At 67.6% G+C, this 23,650-nt stretch carries 19 protein-coding genes; 11 read left to right on the top strand and 8 right to left on the bottom strand.

Features of this window, described 5'->3' with window-relative positions; translation table 11 throughout:
• Nucleotides 1-6 precede the first annotated feature (6 nt).
• The 3 genes from QMO14_RS02020 to QMO14_RS02010 form a co-directional block, all read right to left on the bottom strand.
• On the bottom strand, nt 7-1,866 hold the full coding sequence (locus tag QMO14_RS02020; RefSeq protein WP_301503941.1) for a hybrid sensor histidine kinase/response regulator: 1,860 nt from the start codon (nt 1,864-1,866) through the stop codon (nt 7-9).
• A gap of 348 nt (nt 1,867-2,214) precedes the next feature.
• A complete protein-coding gene (locus tag QMO14_RS02015; protein WP_301503940.1) occupies nt 2,215-3,342 on the bottom strand; it encodes a 3-deoxy-7-phosphoheptulonate synthase in 1,128 nt (375 codons plus the stop codon).
• Nucleotides 3,343-3,458: 116 nt separating this feature from the next.
• Nucleotides 3,459-4,391 carry an SMP-30/gluconolactonase/LRE family protein gene (locus QMO14_RS02010; protein ID WP_301503939.1) on the bottom strand — a complete coding sequence of 311 codons (933 nt, stop codon included), beginning with the start codon at nt 4,389-4,391 and terminating at the stop codon, nt 3,459-3,461.
• Nucleotides 4,392-4,530: 139 nt separating this feature from the next.
• Here QMO14_RS02010 and QMO14_RS02005 point away from each other — a divergent pair, with 139 nt between their 5' ends.
• Complete coding sequence (locus tag QMO14_RS02005) at nt 4,531-5,304, top strand: SDR family NAD(P)-dependent oxidoreductase (protein ID WP_301503938.1); 774 nt, start codon at nt 4,531-4,533, stop codon at nt 5,302-5,304.
• 24 nt (nt 5,305-5,328) lie between these two features.
• Here the strand turns inward: QMO14_RS02005 and QMO14_RS02000 are convergent, their stop codons facing one another.
• Nucleotides 5,329-6,294, bottom strand: coding sequence for a LysR family transcriptional regulator (locus QMO14_RS02000; RefSeq protein ID WP_301503937.1), 966 nt, complete (start codon nt 6,292-6,294; stop codon nt 5,329-5,331).
• 148 nt (nt 6,295-6,442) lie between these two features.
• Between QMO14_RS02000 and QMO14_RS01995 the strand changes: the two genes are divergently transcribed.
• From QMO14_RS01995 to QMO14_RS01950, 10 genes are all read left to right on the top strand, one after another.
• The gene (locus tag QMO14_RS01995) at nt 6,443-7,909 is read left to right on the top strand and encodes an aldehyde dehydrogenase family protein (RefSeq protein WP_301503936.1); all 1,467 of its coding nucleotides are present in this window, start codon (nt 6,443-6,445) and stop codon (nt 7,907-7,909) included.
• Between the two features lie 82 nt (nt 7,910-7,991).
• Entirely contained in the window at nt 7,992-8,957 is a 966-nt protein-coding gene (locus QMO14_RS01990) for an ABC transporter substrate-binding protein (RefSeq protein WP_301503935.1), read from the top strand.
• Nucleotides 8,958-9,094: 137 nt separating this feature from the next.
• Nucleotides 9,095-10,165, top strand: coding sequence for a multiple monosaccharide ABC transporter substrate-binding protein (gene chvE, locus QMO14_RS01985; RefSeq protein ID WP_301503934.1), 1,071 nt, complete (start codon nt 9,095-9,097; stop codon nt 10,163-10,165).
• A gap of 2 nt (nt 10,166-10,167) precedes the next feature.
• Complete coding sequence (gene mmsA, locus QMO14_RS01980) at nt 10,168-11,754, top strand: multiple monosaccharide ABC transporter ATP-binding protein (RefSeq protein ID WP_301504381.1); 1,587 nt, start codon at nt 10,168-10,170, stop codon at nt 11,752-11,754.
• Nucleotides 11,741-12,958: a multiple monosaccharide ABC transporter permease gene (mmsB, locus tag QMO14_RS01975; protein ID WP_301503933.1), complete on the top strand. Its 1,218-nt coding sequence runs from the start codon at nt 11,741-11,743 to the stop codon at nt 12,956-12,958. Before mmsA ends, mmsB begins: the two co-directional genes overlap by 14 nt.
• 10 nt (nt 12,959-12,968) lie before the next feature.
• Complete coding sequence (locus QMO14_RS01970; protein WP_301503932.1) at nt 12,969-14,501, top strand: sugar ABC transporter ATP-binding protein; 1,533 nt, start codon at nt 12,969-12,971, stop codon at nt 14,499-14,501.
• A 145-nt stretch (nt 14,502-14,646) separates the two neighbouring features.
• Nucleotides 14,647-15,681 carry an ABC transporter permease gene (locus QMO14_RS01965; protein WP_301503931.1) on the top strand — a complete coding sequence of 345 codons (1,035 nt, stop codon included), beginning with the start codon at nt 14,647-14,649 and terminating at the stop codon, nt 15,679-15,681.
• Nucleotides 15,678-16,703, top strand: a complete 1,026-nt coding sequence (gene yjfF, locus QMO14_RS01960; RefSeq protein ID WP_301503930.1) for a galactofuranose ABC transporter, permease protein YjfF — start codon at nt 15,678-15,680, stop codon at nt 16,701-16,703. Before QMO14_RS01965 ends, yjfF begins: the two co-directional genes overlap by 4 nt.
• A gap of 38 nt (nt 16,704-16,741) precedes the next feature.
• The gene (locus QMO14_RS01955) at nt 16,742-18,490 is read left to right on the top strand and encodes an IlvD/Edd family dehydratase (protein WP_301503929.1); all 1,749 of its coding nucleotides are present in this window, start codon (nt 16,742-16,744) and stop codon (nt 18,488-18,490) included.
• Nucleotides 18,491-18,506: 16 nt separating this feature from the next.
• The gene (locus QMO14_RS01950; protein ID WP_301503928.1) at nt 18,507-19,424 is read left to right on the top strand and encodes a dihydrodipicolinate synthase family protein; all 918 of its coding nucleotides are present in this window, start codon (nt 18,507-18,509) and stop codon (nt 19,422-19,424) included.
• A gap of 35 nt (nt 19,425-19,459) precedes the next feature.
• Here QMO14_RS01950 and QMO14_RS01945 read toward each other — a convergent pair whose 3' ends face one another.
• The 4 genes from QMO14_RS01945 to cphA form a co-directional block, all read right to left on the bottom strand.
• The gene (locus QMO14_RS01945) at nt 19,460-19,735 is read right to left on the bottom strand and encodes a hypothetical protein (protein ID WP_301503927.1); all 276 of its coding nucleotides are present in this window, start codon (nt 19,733-19,735) and stop codon (nt 19,460-19,462) included.
• A 136-nt stretch (nt 19,736-19,871) separates the two neighbouring features.
• Nucleotides 19,872-20,339 carry a hypothetical protein gene (locus QMO14_RS01940; RefSeq protein ID WP_301503926.1) on the bottom strand — a complete coding sequence of 156 codons (468 nt, stop codon included), beginning with the start codon at nt 20,337-20,339 and terminating at the stop codon, nt 19,872-19,874.
• Between the two features lie 74 nt (nt 20,340-20,413).
• Nucleotides 20,414-20,824 (bottom strand): hypothetical protein, encoded by a 411-nt coding sequence (locus QMO14_RS01935; protein WP_301503925.1) that lies wholly within the window; start codon nt 20,822-20,824, stop codon nt 20,414-20,416.
• 255 nt (nt 20,825-21,079) lie between these two features.
• Nucleotides 21,080-23,647, bottom strand: a complete 2,568-nt coding sequence (cphA, locus tag QMO14_RS01930) for a cyanophycin synthetase (protein WP_301503924.1) — start codon at nt 23,645-23,647, stop codon at nt 21,080-21,082.
• Between the last annotated feature and the right edge of the window lie 3 nt (nt 23,648-23,650).

The raw sequence follows: 23,650 nt of genomic DNA, 5'->3' as shown, positions 1-23,650 counted from the left end.
GACCGATCAGCGCCGCTCCCTGGCCTCGCTCCGGATGATCTGGTGCAGCGTGCGCAGCAGCACCTCGGGCTGCACCGGCTTGAACATCACGACCAGGCCGCTGGCATAGGCCGCGCGCACGCGCTCGGGGTCGGTGTCGCCGGTGACGAGGATGGTGGGCACGCGGCGGTCCGCGAGCTGGCGCAGCTCGGCCGTCGCCTGGATGCCGTCCTGTGGGTCGGCCAGGCGGAAGTCGATGATGAAGGCGTCGAAGCCATCGGGCGTGGCCCGCACCTGCGCGCAGGCGTCGGCCACGCGGCTGGTGATCTCGATGCGCTCGCAGTACGGGGCCAGCCACATGCGCACGGCTTCGCCCACGGGCTGCTCGTCGTCGAGCAGCAGCACGCGCGGAGGCACGAGCGGGAGTTCGGTGGCGTCCGCGCTGGAGGTGTCGGGGGCGGCGGCAGGTGCCGGGAGCGCCGCCGGGGCTGCGGGCGGCCGGCGCGGCAGGTCTACCCAGAACACGCTGCCGCGGTCCTGCCGCGAGCGCACGCCGATCTCGCCGCTGAGCAGGTCGACCAGCCGCTTGACGATGGCCAGCCCGATGCCCAGCCCGCGCGCCACGTCGCGCTGCGGGTTGTCGACCTGGTAGAACTCGTCGAACACATGGGGCAGGTGCTCGGGTGCGATGCCCAGGCCGGTGTCCCACACGGCCAGGCGCAGGCGGTCGCCGCGCGGCCGCGCGCTCACGAGGATGCCGCCGCTTCGCGTGTACTTGAGCGCGTTGTCGACGAAGTTGGTCAGCACGCGCAGCAGCAGGTCGGGGTCGGTCTGCAGCCACTCGGGCGCGGTGTGGAAGCGCAGCGACAGGCCCGCCTGCTGGGCCCGGGGCTCGAAGAGCTGCGCGAGCCGCAGGAAGAGCGGGTCCACCGCGATCTCCATCGGCCGGGGCACCACGGTGCCCGCGTCGATCTTGGAGATGTCGAGCATCGCGTTGAGCAGGCCGCTCACTGCGTCGGTCGCCTGCACCACGCGGCCGGCCACGGGGGCGAGCGGGTGGTCCGCGAGGTCGCGCTCCAGCGAGCGCGAGAACAGTGCCAGCGCATGCACCGGCTGGCGCAGGTCGTGGCTGGCCGATGCGAAGAAGCGGCTGCGCTCGCGGTTCAGGCGCTGCAGCTCGAAGGACTGGCGCATCAGCTGCTCGCTCAGCAGTTCCTTGTCGATCTGGTCCGACAGGCTGCGCCGGATGAGCTGGTGCTGCGACAGCGCATAACGAGCCATCGAGCCGCCGAACAGCAGGCCGACCACGCAGGCGAACCAGCCGTCGGTGCCCCCCATCCACGCGAAGCGCGTGACCACGCCCAGCGTGAGCGGAATCGTGACCACCGGGACCATCGCACGCCAGGTGGCGATCACCGGCACCGAACCCATCAGCACCGCGAACATGCCCAGCAGCAGGATCAGGATGCGCGTGGGCGATTCGGTGCCGGGCGGCATCAGCGCCCAGGGCGCCAGCGTCCACATGGCCATGTAAGTGCCCAGCGGCAGCATGAAGCGCCATGCGCCGTCGGGCTGGCGCAGGGTGAATTCGGGCTCGGGGTAGAGGCGCGCGTTCCAGCGCATGAACACCAGCCGGAGGCTGAGCAGCGCGCAGGTCGCGATGCCCCAGGTCAGCGCGCCCAGGCCGCGCGTCATCCAGAAGAACACCCCCGCCATCGCGATGGCCGCCGCGAGCGCCGTCAGCACCGTGGGCGGACCCATCACGAACATGCGCCGCAGCAGGCGTTCGCGGACCAGCTGGGCATGGGAGTCGGCAATGCCGGGCGGGGCATCGGTGCCCGCGAGCGTGCCCTCGGGCATGGAGGAGGTTGCGCCCTGCGTACTCATGGGCGGCAGTGTAAGGGGGCGATGTGTGCGCCTGGAGTCAACCGAAGGAAGAGTCGCCGGCATGTTTGCTGTCCAGCGCCGTCCCTGAATTCGATGCGCAGGTGGCGTGAAGCAGGACGCAGGGTATCGTTTCACGAAACTCCCGCATGCACTTCACCCCGGCTTCACCGGGTGCGAGCACACTGCGTCCCGACAGCGGTTCGGCGCTGGTAGAGGCCAAAGAAAGTTGGGGGGAACAACACCGCTCAGGGACCGCCTCGATGCCAGCCGCTGTCGCCATTCACCCGGCGTGTTCAAGGCCTTGCGGCCTTGAACACCGCCACCCCCAACGCTCCAAAGCTGCCGCCGTCAGGCCTTCGACGACAGGCGCCGCCGCGCCTTGACCGCGGACGCCAGCCCTTCGAGCACCGGCACCGTCTGCGCGAAGCCGATGCAGGCATCGGTGATCGACACGCCGCGCTTCAGCGGCACGCCCGGCTTCAGGTCCTGCCGTCCTTCTTCCAGGTGGCTCTCGATCATGAGGCCCGTGATGCGCCGCTCGCCGCCCGCGATCTGCGCGGCCACGTCTTCGGCCACCACGATCTGGCGCTGATGCTGCTTGCTGCTGTTGCCGTGCGAGACGTCGATCATCACCTGAGGCCGCAGGCCGTTGGCCAGCAGGGCCTCGCAGCTCGAGGCGACGTCCGCGGCCGAGTAGTTGGGCGCCTTGCCGCCGCGCAGGATCACGTGGCAGTCGTCGTTGCCGCGGGTTTCGAAGATCGCCGACATGCCCATCTTGGTCATGCCCATGAAGGCATGCGGCGCGCGGGCCGCGAGGATGGCGTCGGCCGCGACCTTCACGCTGCCGTCGGTGCCGTTCTTGAAGCCCACCGGGCAGCTCAGGCCCGAGGCCAGCTGCCGGTGGCTCTGGCTCTCGGTGGTGCGCGCACCGATCGCGCCCCAGGCGATCAGGTCGGCGATGAACTGCGGGCTCAGCAGGTCGAGAAACTCGGTGCCGGTCGGCAGGCCCAGCGTGGTGAGCTCCAGCAGCAGGCGGCGCGCGCGCTCCAGGCCTTCGTTGATCGCGAAGCTGCCGTCCAGGTGCGGGTCGTTGATGTAGCCCTTCCAGCCGACGGTGGTGCGCGGCTTCTCGAAATAGGCGCGCATCACGATGATCAGGTCGTCCTGCAGCGAATCGGCGACCTTCTTCAGGCGCTGCGCGTACTCGATGGCCTGGTCGTGGTCGTGGATGGAACAGGGTCCGACCACCACCACCAGCCGGTCGTCGCGGTCGTGCAGCACGTCGGCGATCTCCGCGCGGCTGCGCTCGACCAGCGCCAGCGTGTTGTCGCGCACCGGCACGCGCTCCTGCAGCAGCGCGGGCGTGATGAGCGGACGGACCGCGCCGATGCGCACGTCGTCGATGCGGGTGGTGTCGAGCGTGCTGTCGCGGGAGCCGATTTCGGCGTCGTGGAGGGGGTCGTCGAGGCGGGACATGGTCGTGGGTATGGTTTGCGATGGGCTGCCCGATTGTCCTCTCACCGCGCCGGGGCGATTTCCGCCGGAACGACGCCAACGCCCACGCCGACGCCGTTCCTTCCTGCCTTTTTCTCTCAGCCCGCGAACAGCGCGGCCGGCACGCCGGGGCTGTCGATACGCACCCTGAAGAGTCCGCCCGCCAGCGGCTCGGCCGCTTCCTGCTCGGGCGTGAGGCCGTTGCGCGCGGTCGTGATGTAGAGCGTGCGCATGTCGGCGTCGCCGAAGGCGCAGTCGGTGACATGGCTCGCGGGGATGGCGATGCGGCACAGCTCGGCCGCGCTCACCGGGTCGTGGCAGGTGACGCACGAGCCTCCCCAGTGCGCGATCCACAGGCGGCCAGCGGCGTCGGTGGTCATGCCGTCGGGCAGGCCATCGGGCTTGGGAAAGCGGTGCCACACGCGGCGGTTCGACACGGTGCCCGCTTCCATGTCGAAGTCGTAGGCGTAGAGGTTGTTGCGCACCGTGTTGTTGAAGTACATGGTGCGGCCGTCGGCCGACCAGGTCGGGCCGTTGGTCACCTCGAAGCCGTCGTCGTGCTTCGTGCAGCGGCCGTCGGCGTCGTAGCTGTAGAGCGCGCCGGTGGGTGCCTTGCAGTCGAAGTCCATGCTGCCGGCCCAGAAGCGGCCGCGCGCGTCGCACTTGCCGTCGTTGAAGCGGTTGCCGGCGCGTTCGGGCTCGGGCTGGTGCAGGTAGTGCGGCTTCGCCCCATCGCCGGGCACGGTGGTGTCGAAGAGCGCGAAGCCGCGGCGCAGCGTGATGAACAGGCCTGGTGCCGATGCGCGCTCGGCGATCGCGGTGATCTCTTCGCCGAAGTGCCAGGTGCGCTGCGCGCCGGTGGCCGGGTCGTAGCGGAAGAGGCGCGGCGTGAGGATGTCGATCCAGTACAGCGCCTGCTCGCGCTGCGACCACATGGTGCCTTCGCCGAGGTTGGCGCCTGCCGGCCAGATGCACTCGGCCTGGCCGATGGCGGAAGGAGAGGGAACGGGGCTGCGTGTCTCATTGCTCATTGGTCTTCTTTCCTGTTCGTGTCTGTCTTCTTGACGCGGCGGATCGTATCAAGGCATATTGATAACTGAAATTGAAAATCACGACATCAATTGATATGCATATTGCAATGTCATGAGATGCCCACCCCGGAGACTTTTCTTGAATTCCCCCCAGCTTTCCATCCATCCCAGCCTCAAGGGCCGCACCGTGTTCGTCACCGGCGGCGGCAGCGGCATCGGCGCGGCCATCGTCTCCGCGTTTGCCGAACAGGGCGCGCGCGTAGCCTTCGTCGACATCGCCGAAAGCGCCAGCGCGGCGCTCGCGCGGCAGATCGAAAAGGCCGGCCATGCAGCGCCGTGGTGGCGCGCCTGCGACGTGCGCGACATCGCCGCGCTGCAGAAAGCCATTGCCGATGCGGCCGCCGAGTTCGGCGACTTCGCGGTGCTGGTCAACAACGTGGCGAGCGACGACCGCCACACGCTCGAGTCGGTCACGCCCGAGTACTACGACAACCGCATGGCCATCAACGAGCGGCCCGCGCTCTTCGCGATCCAGTCGGTGGTGCCGGGCATGAAGCGCCTGGGCTTCGGCTCGGTGGTCAACCTCGGCTCCACCGGCTGGCAGACCAAGGGCTCCGGCTACCCCTGCTACGCCATCGCGAAGTCGTCGGTGAACGGCCTCACGCGCGGCCTCGCGGTGGACCTGGGCCGCGACCGCATCCGCATCAACACCGTCTCGCCAGGCTGGGTGATGACCGAGCGGCAGGTCAAGCTGTGGCTCGACGAGGAAGGCGAGCAGTCGCTCAAGCGCAACCAGTGCCTGCCCGACAAGCTGATGCCGGAAGACATCGCGCGCATGGTGCTGTTCCTCGCATCGGACGACGCCAGGATGTGCACGGCGCAGGAATTCACCGTGGATGCCGGCTGGACCTGAAGCCGCGGCGGGGCGCGTCGCTCCTCAGTCGATCTCCATCTCCAGCTTGCGCCCATAGACGCTGACGCTCGCCGTCTTCAGCGCCTTCATCATCACCTTCGCCGCCGGTGACAGCAGCCGGTCGGTGCGCGTGATGATGCCGAAGGCGTCCATGTGGCAGGGCATGTCCAGCGGCAGCAGCGACACGATGCCGTGCGAGGCGTAGTAGCGCGCCACGTCGGTCGCGAGCACGGCGACCATGTCGCTCTGCTGCAGCATGCGCGTGATGAAGAGCAGGGCCGGGCTCTCGATGGTGTTGGTGGGCGGCGCGAGGCCTTCCTCCTGAAACATCAGCTCGAAGCGGTGGCGCAGCACGCTGCCCGCGGGCGGAACGATCCAGCCGGCGCCGACCACGTCGCGCAGCGTGAGGCCGCTCACGCCCAGCAGCGGATGGCCGGGGCGCACCAGCGCGCACACAGGTTCCTCGCTCAGCGCCTCGTAGCGCAGCTGCGACTTGTCGTGCTCGGCGAAGAGGCGCGCCACCAGGATGTCGAGCTTGCCCTGCTCCAGCCGCTCGATCAGCACCGGGCTGGTCTCTATCTCGAGCGACACGCGCAGGTCGGGGTGCTCGCGCTTCACCATCGCCACGGCCGGCGGCATCAGCGTGAGGCCAGGCGCGGTGATGGCGCCCACGCTCACATGGCCGAAGCGCCCGGCCTTGAGCGCGGTGAGTTCGTCGTGCGCCTGGTTCAGGCTCGCGAGCGCGACACGGGCGTGGCGGATCATGGTCTCGCCGTACCAGGTCGGGCGCATGCCGCGCGGCAGGCGCTCGAACAGCGGCACCTCCAGCACGTCCTCCAGGTCCTTCAGCAGCTTGGAGGCGGCGGGCTGCGTCATGTTGAGCACCTGCGCCGCGCGGTGGATGTTGCCCTCCTCGGACAGCGCCACGAGCAGCAGCAGCTGGCGGGTCTTGAGGCGGGCTCGGATGAACCAGTGGTTGTAGTTGGTCATGGCTCCGGGCTTTAAACAAAGGACTGACCGGGTTTTCCAGAATCCGGCGATCGATATCCATTTTGCTTAAAAAACGATTGGATTGATATCAAATCTGTTTCTAGACTCCGGGCATTCCAAGAACAACAGAGACAAGGTCCAGGCCCCGGTGATCCACGGCGAGCTTCATCAGAACGTGCGGCAGTACATCAACGGCCGCTGGGAAACCAGCGCGACCACAGGTGTGAGCGCCAATCCCTCGGACACCAGCGAAGTGGTGGCCGAGTACGCACGTGCCGACCGCCGCCAGGCCGAGGCCGCCATCCGCGCCGCCACGGAAGCCTTTCCCCACTGGAGCCACAGCACGCCGCAACGGCGCGCAGACGTGCTCGACCGCATCGGCACCGAGCTGCTCTCCCGCAAGGACGACCTGGGCATGCTGCTGGCGCGCGAGGAGGGCAAGACGCTGGTCGAGGCGGTGGCCGAGGTGGCCCGCGCCGGCCAGATCTTCAAGTTCTTCGCGGGAGAAGCCATCCGTAGCGGTGCAGGCGGCGGTGGCGGCGAGAACGTCGCATCGGTGCGCGCGGGCGTGCAGGTCGACGTCACGCGCGAGCCGGTGGGCGTGGTGGGGCTCATCACGCCATGGAATTCGCCCTTCGTGGTGCCCGCATGGAAGATCGCGCCCGCGCTGGCCCATGGCAACAGCGTGGTGTTCAAGCCGGCCGAACTGGTGTCGGGCTGCGGCTGGGCGCTGGCCGAGATCATCAGCCGCGCCGCATTGCCGGCCGGCGCCTTCAACCTCGTGATGGGCAGCGGCCGCGAAGTGGGGCAGGCGCTGGTCGACAGCCCGCTGGTCGACGCGCTGAGCTTCACCGGCTCCATGGCCAACGGCGAGCGCATCCTGCAGGCGGCCGCCGCGCGGCGCGCCAAGGTGCAGCTCGAGACGGGCGGCAAGAATGCGCTCGTGGTGCTGGCCGATGCCGACCTCGACCGCGCCGTCGATTGCGCGGTGCAGGGCGCGTATTTCTCCGCTGGCCAGCGCTGCACGGCGTCGAGCCGGCTCATCGTCGAGTCGGCGGTGCACGACGCCTTCGTGGCGAAGCTGCGCCAGCGCCTGAAGACGCTGAAGATCGGTCACGCGCTGGAGCGCGGCGTCGACATCGGCCCGGTGGCCGACGAAGACCGGCTCGCGCAAGATCTCACCTGGGTCGACGTGGCGCGGGAAGAGGGCGCCGAGCACGTCTGGGGCGGCGAGGCGCTGGAGCGCGCCACCGCCGGCCACTACATGAGCCCCGCGCTTTTTCTCGCCAAGCCCTCGCACCGCATCGCGCGCGAGGAGATATTCGGTCCGCTGGCCTGCGTGCTGCGCGCCGACGACTACGACGACGCGCTGGCGCTGTGCAACGACACGCCCTTCGGCCTGTGCGCGGGCATCTGCACCAATTCACTCAAGCATGCGATGCATTTCAGGCGCCATGCCGTGGTCGGCATGACGATGGTCAATCTGCCGACCGCGGGTGTGGACTTCCACGTGCCCTTCGGCGGCCGCAAGGGGTCGGGCTACGGGCCGCGCGAACAAGGGCGCCACGCCGCGGAGTTCTACACGACGGTGAAGACCGGCTACATGCTGGCCTGAACCGGACGGGGTTCTTTTCAGTTTCGTTTTCCATCACCCACGCCAACCGGCATTCCTCGAATCATCAAGAAGGAGACATCCCATGACCATGAATCGCCGCACCCTCAACACCGCACTCGCCGCCGCAGCCTTGGGCAGCATGCTGCCCGTGTCCGCCTTCGCGCAGAAGAAGCTCGTGCTGGGCTTCGCACAGGTGGGCGCCGAAAGCGAATGGCGCACCGCCAACACCGAGTCGATCAAGTCGTCCGCCAAGGACGCCGGCATCGAGCTGAAGTTCTCCGACGCGCAGCAGAAGCAGGAGAACCAGATCAAGGCCATCCGCTCCTACATTGCGCAGAAGGTGGACGTGATCGCCTTCTCGCCGGTGGTCGAGTCGGGCTGGGAGACCGTGCTGCGCGAGGCCAAGGCCGCGAAGATCCCGGTGGTGCTGACCGACCGCTCCGTCAACACCAAGGACGACTCGCTCTACGTGACCTTCATGGGCTCGGACTTCACCGAGGAAGGCCGCAAGGCCGGCCGCTGGCTGGTGGAGAAGATGAAGGACCAGAAGGGCGACGTGAACATCGTCGAGCTGCAGGGCACCGTGGGCTCGGCCCCTGCCATCGACCGCAAGAAGGGCTTCGAGGAAATCATCAAGGCCGACCCGAAGTTCAAGATCATCCGCTCGCAGACCGGCGACTTCACCCGCGCCAAGGGCAAGGAAGTGATGGAAGCCTTCCTGAAGGCCGAGGGCAAGAAGATCAATGTGCTGTACGCGCACAACGACGACATGGCCATCGGCGCGATCCAGGCCATCGAGGAAGCCGGCCTGAAGCCCGCGAAGGACATCGTGATCATCTCCATCGACGGCGTGAAGGGCGCCTTCGAGGCCATGATCGCCGGCAAGCTCAACGTGTCGGTCGAGTGCAGCCCGCTGCTCGGCCCGCAGCTGATGCAGGCCGTGAAGGACATCAAGGACGGCAAGACGCTGCCCAAGCGCATCGTGACGGTCGAGAGCATCTTCCCGATGGAAGTCGCCGCCAAGGAATTCCCCAATCGAAAGTATTGAGTACTCCCCCAGGCTGCGCGGCACTTCGTGTCCGCTACGCCAACCCCCTCGCCGGGGGCAACACCTGCGGCCCGGCGAAGCCGGTTCCGCGGTGTTCCTGGAAAAGACACAGCACCCATCGAAAAATGAATCAAACCATGAAACGCAACTTCCTCAAGGCATCCCTGGCCGGCATCGCACTGGCCATCGTCGGCTTCGCTCCGCTGGCCAACGCGCAGGACAAGGGCCTGATCGCCATCTCCATGCCCACCAAGTCGTCGGCGCGCTGGATCGCCGACGGCGCCAACATGGTCAAGTACTTCAAGGACAAGGGCTACAAGACCGACCTGCAGTACGCCGAAGACGACATCCCCAACCAGCTCGCGCAGATCGAGAACATGGTGACGAAGGGCTCGAAGGTGCTGGTCATCGCGGCCATCGACGGCACCACGTTGTCGGACGTGCTGCAGAAGGCCGCCGACAAGGGCGTGAAGATCATCGCCTATGACCGGCTCATCAAGGGTTCGAAGAACGTCGACTACTACGCCACCTTCGACAACTTCCAGGTCGGCGTGCTGCAGGCGCAGTCGATCGAGGCGGCGCTGGGCCTGAAGAGCGGCAAGGGTCCGTTCAACATCGAGCTCTTCGGCGGCTCGCCCGACGACAACAACGCCTTCTTCTTCTACAACGGCGCGATGTCGGTGCTCGACCCGTACATCAAGAGCGGCAAGCTGGTGGTGCGCAGCAAGCAGATGGGCATGGACAAGGTCGGCACGCTGCGCTGGGACGGCGCTGTGGCGCAGGCGCGCATGGACAACCTGCTGTCGGCCTTCTACACCAAGGACCGCGTCGACGCGGTGCTGTCGCCGTACGACGGCCTTTCGATCGGCATTCTCTCGTCGCTCAAGGGCGTGGGCTACGGCTCGGGCTCGCAGCCGATGCCGGTGGTCACAGGGCAGGACGCGGAGATTCCCTCGGTCAAGTCGATCCTTCGCAAGGAGCAGACTTCCACCGTGTTCAAGGACACGCGCGAGCTGGCCAAGGTGACGGTGGCCATGGTGGACGCGATGCTCTCGGGCAAGACACCCGAGGTGAACGACACCAAGACCTACAACAACGGCATGAAGGTCGTGCCGTCGTACCTGCTGAAGCCGGTGAGCGTGGATGCGTCGAACTGGAAGCAGGTGCTGGTCGACAGCGGCTACTACAAGGAAAGCCAGATCAAGTGAGCATGGACGGCAGCAGCGGCAGCAACAGCCATGGTGCCGGGAATGGCGCCATCCTGGAGATGCGTGGCATCACGAAGACGTTTCCCGGCGTGAAGGCGCTGAGCAACGTCAACCTCAGCGTGCGCGCGGGGGAGATCCACGCGGTGGTCGGCGAGAACGGCGCGGGCAAGTCGACGCTCATGAAGGTGCTCAGCGGCGTCTACCCGTGCGACTCGTACACCGGCGAGATCCGCTTCGAGGGCGAGGAGCGCCGCTTCAGGGGCATCGCCGACAGCGAGAAGCTCGGCATCATCATCATCCACCAGGAGCTGGCGCTGGTGCCGCTGCTGTCCATCGCCGAGAACATCTTCCTCGGCAACGAGATCGCCAGCGGCGCCGGCGTGATCGACTGGTTCGCCGCCTATGCGAGAACGCGCGAGCTGCTCGCCAAGGTTGGCCTGAAGGAGCCGCCCACCACGCTGGTGACCGACCTGGGCGTGGGCAAGCAGCAGCTGGTGGAAATCGCCAAGGCGCTGGCCAAGGAGGTGAAGCTGCTGATCCTCGACGAGCCCACCGCCAGCTTGAACGAGAACGACAGCGATGCGCTGCTGATGCTGCTGCTGGAGCTCAAGCGCCAGGGTATCGCGTCGATCCTGATCTCGCACAAGCTCAACGAAATCGCCAAGGTGGCCGACTCGATCACCGTGCTGCGCGACGGCGCAACGGTGGAGACCATGGACTGCCGCGGCCAGCCCATCAGCGAGGACCGCATCATCCGCGGCATGGTGGGGCGCGACATGGCGCACCGCTATCCGCAGCGCGATCCGAAGATCGGGGAGACCGTGTTCGAAGTGCGTGACTGGCGCGTGCACCACGCGCTGCATGTCGACCGCGAGCAGATCAAGGGTGTGAGCCTCAACGTGCGCCAGGGCGAGATCGTCGGCATCGCGGGCCTCATGGGCGCGGGCCGCACCGAGCTGGCCATGAGCGTGTTCGGCAAGTCCTACGGGCAGCGCATCAGCGGTTCGGTGTTCATGCACGGCAAGCCGGTGGATGTGAGCACGGTGCGCAAGGCCATCGACCACGGCATCGCCTACGTCACCGAAGACCGCAAGGGACTCGGGCTGGTGCTGGAGGAGGACATCCGCAAGAACATCAGCCTCGCGAACCTCGATGCGATCGCCGACAGGTCGGTGATCGACAACGGGCGGGAGTTCAAGGTGGCCAACGAGTACCGCAAGGCACTCAACATCCGCTGCTCGGGCATCGAGCAGCTGGTGGTCAACCTTTCAGGCGGCAACCAGCAGAAGGTGGTGTTGAGCAAGTGGCTCTTCACCAAGCCAGAGCTGCTGATCCTCGACGAGCCCACGCGCGGCATCGACGTGGGCGCCAAGTACGAGATCTACACCATCATCGACAGGCTTGCCAGCGAGGGCAAGGGCATTCTCATGATTTCTTCCGAACTGCCGGAGTTGCTCGGCATGTGCGACCGCATCTACGTGATGAACGAGGGGCGCTTCGTCGCCGAGTTTCCGGCCGCAGAGGCCTCGCAGGAGCGCATCATGCATGCCATCGTGAGTTCAGGGAGTTCCGTCCATGTCCCAGCCTGAAGTCAATACGGTGAAGACCGCCGTGCCCGTGGCCGAGGCGGCGTCGGCGAAGCTGCACACCGGCTTCCTGAAGAACAACCTGCGCGAATACGGCATGCTGATTTCGCTGGTCGCGATCATGGTGCTGTTCCAGGTGCTGACCGACGGCACGCTGCTGCGGCCGCTGAACCTCACCAACCTGCTGCTGCAGAACAGCTACGTGGTCATCATGGCCCTGGGCATGCTGCTGGTGATCGTGGCGGGGCACATCGACCTGTCGGTGGGCTCGGTGTGCGGCTTCATCGGCGCGCTGGCGGCGGTGCTGATGGTGGAGTACGGCTGGCACTTCGTGCCGACGGCGCTGGTGAGCATCTTCGCGGGCGCCGTCATCGGCGCGGCGCAGGGCTGGTTCGTGGCCTTCCGCAAGATCCCGTCGTTCATCGTCACGCTCGCGGGCATGCTGGTGTTCAAGGGGCTCACGCTGGCGCTCCTGGCGGGACAGTCGGTGGGTCCGTTTCCGGTGGAGTTCCAGCGGCTGAGTTCGGGCTTCATCCCTGATCCGCTGGGCGGCGACACCTTCCGCACCACCTCGCTGGTCGTGGGTGCGCTGGCCGCGGCGGCGCTGGTGTTCTTCAAGATGCGCGGGCGCGCCAAGCTGGCGGCGCACGGCATGGACCAGGAGCCCTACGCCTTCTTCCTGGTGAAGAACCTGTTCTTCGCGGCCATCATCCTGTTCTTCAGCTACCTGCTGTCGACCTACAAGGGCCTGCCCAACGTGCTGATCGTGATGGCGGTGCTGATCGTGGTGTACGACTTCGTCACCAACCGCACCACCGTCGGCCGGCGCATCTACGCGCTGGGCGGCAACGAGAAGGCGGCGCGCCTCTCGGGCGTGAAGACGCAGCGGCTCGCTTTCCTCACCTTCGTGAACATGGGCGCGCTCGCGGCGCTGGCCGGCCTCGTGTTCGCGGCGCGGCTGAACACGGCCACGCCCAAGGCCGGCCTGGGCTTCGAGCTCGACGTGATCGCGGCCTGCTTCATCGGCGGCGCTTCCGCTTCGGGTGGCGTGGGCAAGGTGATGGGCGCGGTGATCGGCGCCTTCATCATGGGCGTGATGAACAACGGCATGTCGATCCTCGGCATCGGCATCGACTACCAGCAGGTCATCAAGGGACTGGTGCTGCTGGCGGCGGTGTTCATCGACGTCTACAACAAGAACAAGTGACGCACGGCACATGGCAGACGCACGCCCCAGCCCCAGTCCCAGCCCCGTACTCCAGCTCAGGGGCATCCACAAGCAGTTCGGAGGCATCCCGGTGCTGCGTGACGTGCGGCTCGACCTGTATCCGGGCGAGATCCACGCGCTCATGGGGCAGAACGGCGCGGGCAAGTCGACGCTGATCAAGGTGCTGACGGGCGTGCTGCCTTCGAGTGGCGGCGAGATGCTGCTCGATGGCAAACCGATCCGCCCGCATTCGCCGCTGGAGGCGCAGAAGCTGGGCATCAGCACCGTCTACCAGGAAGTGAATCTGTGCCCGAACCTCTCAGTGGCGGAGAACGTGTTCGCCGGGCGCTACCCGCGCAAGGGCGCGGCGCAGGGCTGCCGCATCGACTGGGCCGCGGTGAACCGCCGCGCCGGGGAGTTGTTGGCGCGCATCGGGCTCGACATCGATGTGACGCGGCTGCTGTCGGGCTACTCGGTGGCGGTGCAGCAGATGGTGGCCATCGCGCGGGCGCTGGGCGTGTCGTCGAAGGTGCTGATCCTCGACGAGCCCACCTCCAGCCTCGACGACGACGAGGTCGAGAAGCTGTTCGAGGTACTGCGGCGGCTGCGCGCCGAAGGGTTGGCGATCGTCTTCGTGACGCACTTCCTCAACCAGATGTACGCGGTGTCGGACCGCATCACCGTGCTGCGCAATGGTGCGTGGATCGGCGAGTGGAAGGCGGCCGACCTCGGGCCGCAGGCGCTGATCGCCGCGATGCTCGGGCGAGAGCTCGCGGCGCAATCGGCCCGGCCGGCCGCGCTGCCCGCGTTCGACGAGGCCGCGCCTGCGCTGCTGCAGATCGAGGGGCTGGGGCAGGCGGGCCAGCTGCAGGCGACCGACCTGCGCGTGCGCGCGGGCGAGGTCGTCGGCATCGCGGGCCTGCTGGGTGCGGGCCGAACGGAACTCGCGCGACTGCTGTTCGGGTTGGAGACGCCGGATCGCGGCGTGCTCAAGGTCGATGGCCGCAGCGTCAGCTTCTCGAATCCGGCCGACGCGATCCGCGAAGGCCTTGCGCTGTGCCCCGAGGAGCGCAAGACCGATGGCATCGTCGCCGAGCTGTCGGTGCGCGAGAACATCGCGCTGGCCCTGCAGGCGCGGCTGGGCACGAAGCGCTTTCTCTCGCACGCGGAGCAGACGGCGATGGCCGAGCGCTTCGTCGCCTCGCTGGGCATCAAGACCGCGAGCGTGGAGACGCCCATCGGGCTGCTGTCGGGTGGCAACCAGCAGAAGGCCATGATCGCGCGCTGGCTCGCGACCGAGCCGCGCCTGCTGATCCTCGACGAGCCCACGCGCGGCATCGACGTGGCGGCCAAGCAGGAGATCATGGAAGAGATCCTGCGGCTTGCGAAGGCGGGCATGGCGGTGATCTTCATTTCCTCGGAGATGAGCGAGGTGGTGCGCGTGGCGCATCGCATCGTGGTGCTGCGCGACAGGAAGAAGGTGGGTGAGCTGCCGGGCGGCTCGACCGAGGACGAGGTGTACGAAATGATTGCGGCGGCATGAACGCGCGGGATGCATCGTCTTTCTCCCTCCCCCTCTGGGGGTGGGCAGGGGTGGGGGCTGCCGGCCTCCGCCATCGCGCGGCGTTCGAGGCCGCATGCCCCCATCCCGGCCTTCCCCCAGCGGGGGAAGGAGCAAGGCAGAACACATGAAACGCCTTTCATCCCTCATGAGCCACCGCCTCGCCTGGCCCATCGTCACGCTGCTGCTCCTGCTCGCAGTGAACACAGCCTTCAACGCCAGCTTCCTCCACCTCGAATGGCGCGACGGCCATCTCTACGGCAGCCTGATCGACATCCTGAACCGCGCGGCGCCGCTGGTGCTGGTGTCGCTCGGCATGACGCTGGTCATCGCCACCCGCGGCATCGACATCTCGGTGGGCGCGGTCGTGGCCATCGCGGCGGCGCTGGCGGCCTGGATGATCGGCGGCTCGGTGTCCAGCGACACGAGCCGGTTCCCGATGCCGCTCGCGATCCTCGCGGCCATCGGCATCGCGCTGGTGTGCGGGCTGTGGAACGGCCTGCTGGTGGCCAAGGTGGGCATGCAGCCCATCATCGCGACGCTGATCCTGATGGTGGCGGGGCGCGGCATCGCGCAGCTGATCGCCGACGGGCAGATCATCACCATCTACTACAAGCCCTTCTTCTTCCTCGGCAGCGGCTACCTGCTGGGGCTGCCTTTCTCGCTGTTCATCGTGGCGGCGGTGTTCATGCTGCTGTACCTGGCGATCACGCGCACGGCACTGGGGCTCTTCATTCAGGCGGTAGGCATCAACCCGACGGCGGCGCGCGTGGCGGGCGTGCAGGCGCGGCGGCTGGTCGTTGGGGCGTATGCGTTCTGCGGGGCCTGCGCGGGCGTGGCGGGGCTGCTGATCAGCTCCAACGTGAAGAGCGCGGATGGCAACAACGCGGGGCAGCTCATCGAGCTCGATGCCATCCTTGCCGTGACGCTGGGCGGCACCGCGCTGACAGGAGGACGCTTCAGCCTCGTGGGCAGCGTGATCGGCGCGCTGATCATCCAGACGTTGACCTACGCGATCTATTCGCTGGGCGTGCCGCCGGAGATCAACCTGGTCGTGAAGGCCGGCGTGGTGTTCGTGGTGATGCTGCTGCAGTCGCCGGAATTCAGGTCGCAGGTGCGCACGCTGGTGCAGCGGCCGGTGCATGAAGGAGGGCGGGCATGAGCGCGGTGATCGAGACTGCACCCTCATCCCAGCCCTCTCCCGCGCGAGGGGGAGGGAGCAAGAGGCTCAATCCGAAATACCTGCCGCTGGCGGCGACGATTTCGCTGTTCGTGCTGGTGGCGACGCTGGGCTCGGTGTTCTACGACGGCTTCTTCTCGGCGCAGGTGTTCCTCAACCTGCTGATCGACAACGCCTTCCTCATCGTCGTGGCGGTGGGCATGACCTTCGTGATCCTCTCGGGCGGCATCGACCTGTCGGTGGGCTCGGTGATCGCGCTCACCACCATGGTGTCGGCCTCGCTTGTCGAGAAGCACGGCTGGAGCCCCGGCATCGTGATTCCTCTGGTGCTCGCGATGGGCACGGCCTTCGGCGCTTTCATGGGCGTGCTCATCGAGCGCTTCAGGCTGCAGCCCTTCATCGTCACGCTGGCGGGCATGTTCCTGGCGCGGGGGCTGTGCTATCTCATCAGCATCGACTCGATCAGCATCACCAACGAGTTCTACTCGCAGGTCTCGCAGATCCGCATTCCGGTGTGGGGCGAGGCTTCGGTGTCGGTCAGCGCGGTGATCGCGATGGTGGTGCTGCTGGCGGCGATCTTCATCGCGCACTGCACCTCGTTCGGACGCGCGGTGTATGCCATCGGCGGCAGCGAGCAGTCGGCGGTGCTCATGGGGCTGCCGGTGCGCCGCACGCTGATCGGCGTGTACACGCTCTCGGGCTTCTGCTCGGCGCTGGCGGGCGTGATCTTCACCTTCTACATGCTCTCGGGCTACGGCCTGCACGCCGTGGGGCTGGAGCTCGACGCGATCGCCGCGGTGGTGATTGGCGGCACGCTGCTCACCGGTGGCGTGGGCTACGTGGCGGGCACGCTCTTCGGCGTGCTGATGCTCGGGATCATCCAGACGCTCATTTCATTCGACGGCACGCTGAGCTCGTGGTGGACGCGCATCGTCGTCGGTGCGCTGCTGTTCGTGTTCTGCCTGCTGCAGCGCTTCTTCACCTCGCGCACGCCACGGCGCTGACTTTCTTTTTCTCTCTTTCTCCCCTCAGGACAACTCGCATGCCGGACACCCCTCCGAAGAAACTGCGCTCGACCGAATGGTTCGGCTCGGCCGACAAGAACGGCTTCATGTACCGAAGCTGGATGAAGAACCAGGGCATTCCTGACCACGAGTTCGACGGCCGGCCGATCATCGGCATCTGCAACACCTGGTCGGAGCTCACGCCGTGCAACGCGCACTTCCGCAAGATCGCCGAGCACGTGAAGCGAGGCATCTCGGAGGCGGGCGGCTTTCCGGTGGAGTTCCCGGTGTTCTCCAACGGCGAATCGAACCTGCGGCCGACCGCGATGCTCACGCGCAACCTCGCGAGCATGGACGTGGAAGAGGCCATCCGCGGCAATCCGGTCGACGCGGTGGTGCTGCTCACTGGCTGCGACAAGACCACGCCCGCGCTGTTGATGGGCGCGGCGAGCTGCGACATACCGGCCATCGTGGTCACGGGCGGGCCGATGCTCAACGGCAAGCTCGATGGCAAGAACATCGGCTCCGGCACGGCCGTTTGGCAGCTGCACGAGTCGCTGAAGGCGGGCGAGATCAACCTGCACCAGTTCCTCTCGGCCGAGGGCGGCATGTCGCGCTCGGCCGGCACCTGCAACACCATGGGCACGGCCTCGACCATGGCCTGCATGGCCGAGGCGCTGGGTGCCTCGCTGCCGCACAACGCGGCCATTCCGGCGGTGGATGCGCGGCGCTATGTGCTGGCGCAGATGTCGGGCATGCGTGCGGTGGAGATGGCGAAGGAGGGGCTCACGCTGTCGAAGATCCTCACGCGCGAGGCTTTCGAGAACGCGATCCGCGTGAACGCGGCCATCGGCGGCTCGACCAACGCGGTGATCCACCTGAAAGCGATCGCCGGGCGCATCGGCGTCGAGCTGGAGCTGGAAGACTGGACGCGCATCGGCAGCCACACGCCGACCATTGTCGACCTGATGCCTTCGGGGCGCTTCCTGATGGAGGAGTTCTATTACGCGGGCGGACTGCCGGCCGTGCTGCGCCGGCTGGGCGAGAACGGGCTGCTGCCGCATCCCGATGCGCTGACGGTGAATGGCCAGTCGATCTGGGACAACGTGCGCGATGCGCCCAGCCTCGACGACGAGGTGATCCGCCCGATCGACAAGCCGCTGATCGCCGATGGCGGCATCCGCATCCTGCGAGGCAACCTGTCGCCGCGTGGCGCGGTGCTCAAACCCTCGGCGGCTTCACCGGAGCTGCTGAAGCATCGGGGCAGGGCGGTGGTGTTCGAGAACCTGGAGCACTACAAGGAGCGCATCGTCGACGAGAACCTGGACGTCGATGCGAGCTGCGTGCTGGTGCTGAAGAACTGCGGGCCCAAGGGCTACCCGGGCATGGCCGAGGTCGGCAACATGGGCCTGCCGCCTAAGCTGCTGCGCCAGGGCATCAAGGACATGGTGCGCATCTCGGACGCCCGCATGAGCGGCACGGCCTACGGCACGGTGGTGCTGCACGTCGCGCCCGAGGCGGCCGACGGCGGGCCGCTGGCGGCCGTGCGCGACGGCGACTGGATCGAGCTCGACTGCGACGCGGGGCGCCTGCACCTGGACATCAGCGACGAGGAGCTGGCCGCGCGGCTGGCTTCGCTCTCGGCTTCGGACGCGCAGCCGATGAGCACGCGCGGCGGCGGCTACCAGAAGCTCTACGTCAATCACGTGCTGCAGGCCGACGAGGGCTGCGACTTCGACTTCCTGGTCGGCTGCCGCGGCGCGGCCGTTCCCCGCCATTCACACTGACTTGCTCCGAAACACCATGACTCCCAGATACCGCGGCATCTTCCCGGTGGTGCCCACCACCTTCACCGAGCAGGGCTCGCTCGACATCGAAAGCCAGAAGCGCTGCGTCGACTTCATGATCGACGCGGGCTCCGACGGGCTTTGCATCCTCGCGAACTTCTCCGAGCAGTTCGTCCTGTCCGACGAGGAGCGCGAGGTGCTCACCCGCACCATCCTCGAACACGTGAAGGGCCGCGTGCCGGTGATCGTGACCACCACGCACTACAGCACCAAGGTGTGCGCCGAACGCAGCCGCCGTGCGCAGGACATGGGTGCGGCGATGCTGATGGTGATGCCGCCGTACCACGGCGCGACCTTTCGCGTACCGGAGCCGCAGATCTATGAGTTCTATGCGCGGCTGTCGGACGCGGTGGGCATTCCGATCATGATCCAGGACGCGCCGGCCAGCGGCACGGTGCTGTCGGCGCCGTTCCTTGCGCGCATGGCGAAGGAGATCGAGCAGGTGGCGTACTTCAAGATCGAGACGGCGGGCGCCGCATCGAAGCTGCGGGAGCTGATCCGCCTGGGCGGCGACGCCATCGAGGGGCCATGGGACGGCGAGGAAGCCATCACGCTGATGCCCGACCTCGACGCGGGCGCTACAGGCTCGATGACGGGAGGCGGCTATCCGGACGGCATCCGCCCGATCATCGAGGCGCACCGCTCGGGCGACCGCGACAAGGCCTTCGCGCTGTACCAGCAGTGGCTGCCGCTCATCAACTACGAAAACCGCCAGGCGGGCTTGCTGGCCTGCAAGTCGCTGATGAAGGAAGGTGGAGTGATCGCCTGCGAGGCACCGCGGCACCCGTTGCCGGCGATGCACCCCGACACGCGTGCAGGCCTGATCGAGACCGCGAAGCGGCTCGATCCGATGGTGCTGCGCTGGGGGAGGTAGGGGAGGGAAGAGAGAGAGGAGGAAGCGAAGGCCGCTCAGGCCTTGGCTTCGGGGGCGTCGTTCTTTTCGAGTTCGCTGACCTGCAGCGACAGATCGAACAGCTTGGACTTGCTGGCGTAGTAGCGGTCGAGGCGCCACTCTTTCAGGATGTCCATGGCGAGCTGGAAGCTCTTGTAGTCGAGTTCGTAGAGGGTAATGAGTTCGAAGCTGCGTTCGGACTCGAGGGCCAACACGAGCTGGGCCAGGATCTTGGCCGATTCGTTGGCCGGGTCCGTTTCGATGAATCGGCGAGCGACCTTGATGGCATTCATGAGAAAGGATTCCTCGGTGGGCAGGGACCGGGAACTATAGCTAGCACACCGCAGCGTTTTATGACAGAAATATGACAGTGAGGGCATTGCCGTCTCCGTGAAAACGGCAATGCCCGCAGGAGGAAAAGCTGTCAGGTCAGCGCATGGGAGCCGGCATCGGCATGGGCCGCGGCATGGGCATCGGGTGGTGTTCCATGGGCGCAGGCGCAACCGGCACCATGGTGGTGGTGACAGATTCGCGGATCAGCCCGCCACCCATCACGCTACCGTCCACACTGGCCTTGGTGTTGCCCATGCTGCCCAGGACACGGGCCTCGCACGCGGGGCGGTCGGCCGGCTGCTGCAGTCCGCAGCGTGCGAGTGCGTTGGCGCGGTAGTCGGGGGCGCTGGTGAGGCCGCCGCGTGCAGCCGCCTGGCGTGCCGCTCCGGCTTCTCGGATGCAGGCTGCGCGGTCCTGCTGGTTGTGTCCGCAGACGGCCAGTTCCTGCTGATAGGTTCCGGGGGCTTCTCCGCGAGCCGGCGGTGCCGCGAAGGCAGCCGTGGTGACTGTCAGTGCGCCGGTGGCGAGCATTGTGAAGAGCATCGAACGAGTGTTGCTTTTCATGGATAACTCCTTGAGGTGAGCTGAAAAACCAGGGAAGGGTTGGACAACCCGGCGTGCGCCGGGTTCAGATTCGTTCAGCGTGCGGGCACGGTTTGCGGGGGCAGGGGGGTCACCGTTTCACGGATCACGCCGCCGCCCATCACGCTGCCTTCGGTGGTGGTTCGCGGGCCGCCCTTGATGCGGGCCTCGCAGGCCGGCTGCTCTGCGGCGGGCAACTCGCTGCAGCGGGCCAGCGAGTTGACCTGCTCCCGTGCGGGGCTGGGGCTGGTGAGGCCGCCGCGTCCTGCCTCCTGGCGAGCGGCACCGGCTTCGCGCAGGCAGGCGGCCCGGTCCTGCTGGACGCCGTCGCAGGCGGCGCGCTCCTTCTGCAGCCGGGTGTCGCCGCCGGGCGCCTGCGCGCCGGCCGTTTGCGCACCGAAGACGATGAAGCCGCCGGCAGCAAGAACGGCTGTGGCGGAAAGAATGGATCGAAGGGTTTTTCTCATGCGGGTTCCTGTGAAGGCACGCCCCTGCGGGAGGTGCGTAACCAGAGCCCCAGTGTGCTGGCTGTGGGGGCTGGCGGTCTGTGGGACAGCCGCACGCCGCCAACCGGGCCGGACTCGCCCTTGCTTGTGGGACATGTCCGGCAGCGGGCGGGCTTTCAAATGGGGTGCCGCGGAGCCAGCGTTGCCGGGCCGCAGAAACCGCCCCCCGGCAGAGGGGCGAAGCGACACAAAGTGCGCGCAGCCTGGGCGCGGGTTTTATCCCGCCGCGATCCGCTGGGCCAGGTGGGCGAGCGCTTCCTCGACCTGGTCGACCAGGATCAGCGAGAGATCGCCCGGCTGCAGGCGCGCCAGCGCGGCGTCGATGGCCACGAACTCGCCGCGGATCTCGTCGACGTAGCGCGTGCGCGCCGCGCCCTGCAGGCCCTGGCGCAGCAGCGCCATGACCTCGCCGTCGGCGCGGCCGCGCTGGGCCGCGTCCTGGTAGAGGATCACGTCGTCGAAGGCCTCGCCGAGGATGGCCGTCTGGTCGCGGATGTCGGAGTCGCGCCGGTCGCCCGCGCCGCTGATCACCACCGAGCGCTTGTTCGCCGGCATGGTGTCCACCGCCGACACCAGGGCGCGCATGGCGTCGGTGTTGTGGCCGTAGTCGGCGATCACGGTCGCGCCGCGATAGTCCATGACGTTGAAGCGCCCGGGCACGCCGGCCGCGTCGTTCATGAAGCTCGCGAGGCCGCTGCGGATGGTGTCCCAGTCGAGGCCCACGGCCCAGGCCGCGGCCACTGCGGCCATCACGTTGTCGACCTGGAAGCCGATGCTGCCGCCGCGCGTGATGGGCACGTCGCGCAGCGCGATGCGTTCGCGCCAGGAGCCTTCGGCCGCCACCAGCGTGTCCTGGTCGACGTACACGGTGCGCTTGCCCTGGGCGCGGTGCGTGGCCATCACCGGGTGCATGCGGTCGGCGGTGAAGAAGATCACGTTGCCGGGGCAGCCTGCAGCCATGGCGGCGACGTTCGGGTCGGCAGCGTTGAGCACCGCGTGGCCATCGGGCGCCACGTTGCGCACGATCACGCGCTTGAGCACCGCCAGGTCTTCCACGGTGGTGATGTAGTTCAGGCCCAGGTGGTCGCCGCTGCCGATGTTGGTGACCACCGCCACCTGGCAGCGGTCGAAGCCGAGGCCCTCGCGCAGGATGCCGCCGCGCGCCACCTCGAACACGGCCGCATCCACGTCGGGGTGCATCAGCACGTTGCGCGCGCTCTTGGGGCCGCTGCAGTCGCCGCTGTCGGTCTGGCGGCCATCGACGTACACGCCGTCGGTGTTGGTCATTCCGGTGCGCAGGCCGCTCGATGCGAGCAGGTGGTTGATCAGGCGCGCGGTGGTGGTCTTGCCGTTGGTGCCGGTGACGGCCACCACGGGAATGCGGCCGTCGTCGCCGTGGGCGAACAGGGTGTCCATCACCGCCTCTCCGACCGCGCGGCCACGGCCGAACGAAGGCGAGATGTGCATCCGCAGGCCGGGCGCGGCGTTCACTTCGACCACGCCGCCGTGCTGCTCCTCGAGCGGGCGCAGCACGTTTTCGCAGACCATGTCGACGCCGCAGATGTGCAGGCCGACCATCTGCGCCGCGTCGACGGCGCGCGCCGCCACTTCGGGGTGGACGGTGTCGGTCACGTCGGTGGCGGTGCCGCCGGTGGACAGATTGGCGTTGTTGCGCAGCACCACGCGCTGGCCTCGCGCGGGCACGCTGTCGGGCGTGAGGCCCTGCGATTCGAGCCGGCCGATGGCGATGTCGTCCAGGCGGATCTTGGTGAGCGAGGTGGCGTGGCCCTCGCCGCGGCGCGGGTCTAGGTTCACGGTGTCGACCAGCTGGCGCACGGTGGAGCTGCCGTCGCCGATGACTTGCGGCGGATCGCGGCGCGCGGCGGCCACCAGGCGGTCGCCCACCACCAGCAGGCGGAAGTCGAAGCCGGGCAGGAATTTCTCGACCATCACCTCGCCGTAGACGGCAGCCGAGTCGTAGGCCGCGAACAGCTCTTCGCGCGAGTTGATGTTGACCGTGACGCCCTTGCCCTGGTTGCCGTCCTGCGGCTTCACCACGACCGGCAGGCCGATTTCGTTGGCGGCGGCCCAGCCGTCTTCCGCGCTGGTCACGGGGCGGCCCAGCGGCACCGGCACGCCGGCGGCGTTGAGCAGCTGCTTGGTCAGTTCCTTGTCCTGTGCGATCGATTCGGCCACGCCGCTGGTGCTGTCGACCTCGGCGGCCTGGATGCGGCGCTGCTTGGAACCCCAGCCGAACTGCACCAGGCTGCCGCGCGTGAGGCGGCGAAACGGAATGCCGCGTGCCACGGCGGCATCGACGATGGAGCCGGTGCTCGGGCCCAGGCGCTCGGATTCGTCGAGGTCGCGCAGCTCGGCAATGGCGGCGTCGGCGTCGAAGGGCGTGTCGTTCTGGGCAGCGACGATCAGTTCCTCGGCCAGTTCGGCGGCGCGGCGGCCCACGGCCTCCTCGCTGTACTGGAACACGACCTGGTAGACGCCTTCTTCCACGGTGGGCGAGGTGTGGCCGAAGTTGACGGCGCAGCCGGCCTGGGCCTGCAGCGCCACGGCGGCGTTCTCCAGCACGTGGGCCAGCGCCAGCGGCTGGCCCAGCACCATCGGGTGCAGCTCGCCGATGGTGGGGAAGCGTGCGCGCAGGCGGTCTTCGAAACCGCTCAGTTTGCCGATGGCGTTCTCGTCGCCCTGGCAGGCCACGACCGCCTCGATGGCGGTATGGCGGCTCCAGAGATTGGGCCCGCGAAGGGCTCGGATGCGGGTGACTTTCATGGG

The organism is Variovorax sp. CAN15, assembly GCF_030462475.1.
GTDB lineage: Bacteria > Pseudomonadota > Gammaproteobacteria > Burkholderiales > Burkholderiaceae_C > Variovorax.
This window is presented reverse-complemented; position numbering and strand designations above follow the sequence as displayed.

Coding starts and splice junctions, on each gene's coding strand:
- QMO14_RS02000 (WP_301503937.1), bottom strand. CDS start 6,294: ATGACCAACTACAACCACTGGTTCATCCGAGCCCGCCTCAAGACCCGC.
- QMO14_RS01970 (WP_301503932.1), top strand. CDS start 12,969: ATGGCAGACGCACGCCCCAGCCCCAGTCCCAGCCCCGTACTCCAGCTC.
- QMO14_RS01955 (WP_301503929.1), top strand. CDS start 16,742: ATGCCGGACACCCCTCCGAAGAAACTGCGCTCGACCGAATGGTTCGGC.
- cphA (WP_301503924.1), bottom strand. CDS start 23,647: ATGAAAGTCACCCGCATCCGAGCCCTTCGCGGGCCCAATCTCTGGAGC.
- mmsB (WP_301503933.1), top strand. CDS start 11,741: ATGTCCCAGCCTGAAGTCAATACGGTGAAGACCGCCGTGCCCGTGGCC.
- mmsA (WP_301504381.1), top strand. CDS start 10,168: ATGGACGGCAGCAGCGGCAGCAACAGCCATGGTGCCGGGAATGGCGCC.
- QMO14_RS01940 (WP_301503926.1), bottom strand. CDS start 20,339: ATGAAAAGCAACACTCGTTCGATGCTCTTCACAATGCTCGCCACCGGC.
- QMO14_RS01950 (WP_301503928.1), top strand. CDS start 18,507: ATGACTCCCAGATACCGCGGCATCTTCCCGGTGGTGCCCACCACCTTC.
- yjfF (WP_301503930.1), top strand. CDS start 15,678: ATGAGCGCGGTGATCGAGACTGCACCCTCATCCCAGCCCTCTCCCGCG.
- chvE (WP_301503934.1), top strand. CDS start 9,095: ATGAAACGCAACTTCCTCAAGGCATCCCTGGCCGGCATCGCACTGGCC.
- QMO14_RS01990 (WP_301503935.1), top strand. CDS start 7,992: ATGACCATGAATCGCCGCACCCTCAACACCGCACTCGCCGCCGCAGCC.
- QMO14_RS01965 (WP_301503931.1), top strand. CDS start 14,647: ATGAAACGCCTTTCATCCCTCATGAGCCACCGCCTCGCCTGGCCCATC.
- QMO14_RS02020 (WP_301503941.1), bottom strand. CDS start 1,866: ATGAGTACGCAGGGCGCAACCTCCTCCATGCCCGAGGGCACGCTCGCG.
- QMO14_RS02015 (WP_301503940.1), bottom strand. CDS start 3,342: ATGTCCCGCCTCGACGACCCCCTCCACGACGCCGAAATCGGCTCCCGC.
- QMO14_RS01945 (WP_301503927.1), bottom strand. CDS start 19,735: ATGAATGCCATCAAGGTCGCTCGCCGATTCATCGAAACGGACCCGGCC.
- QMO14_RS01935 (WP_301503925.1), bottom strand. CDS start 20,824: ATGAGAAAAACCCTTCGATCCATTCTTTCCGCCACAGCCGTTCTTGCT.
- QMO14_RS02010 (WP_301503939.1), bottom strand. CDS start 4,391: ATGAGCAATGAGACACGCAGCCCCGTTCCCTCTCCTTCCGCCATCGGC.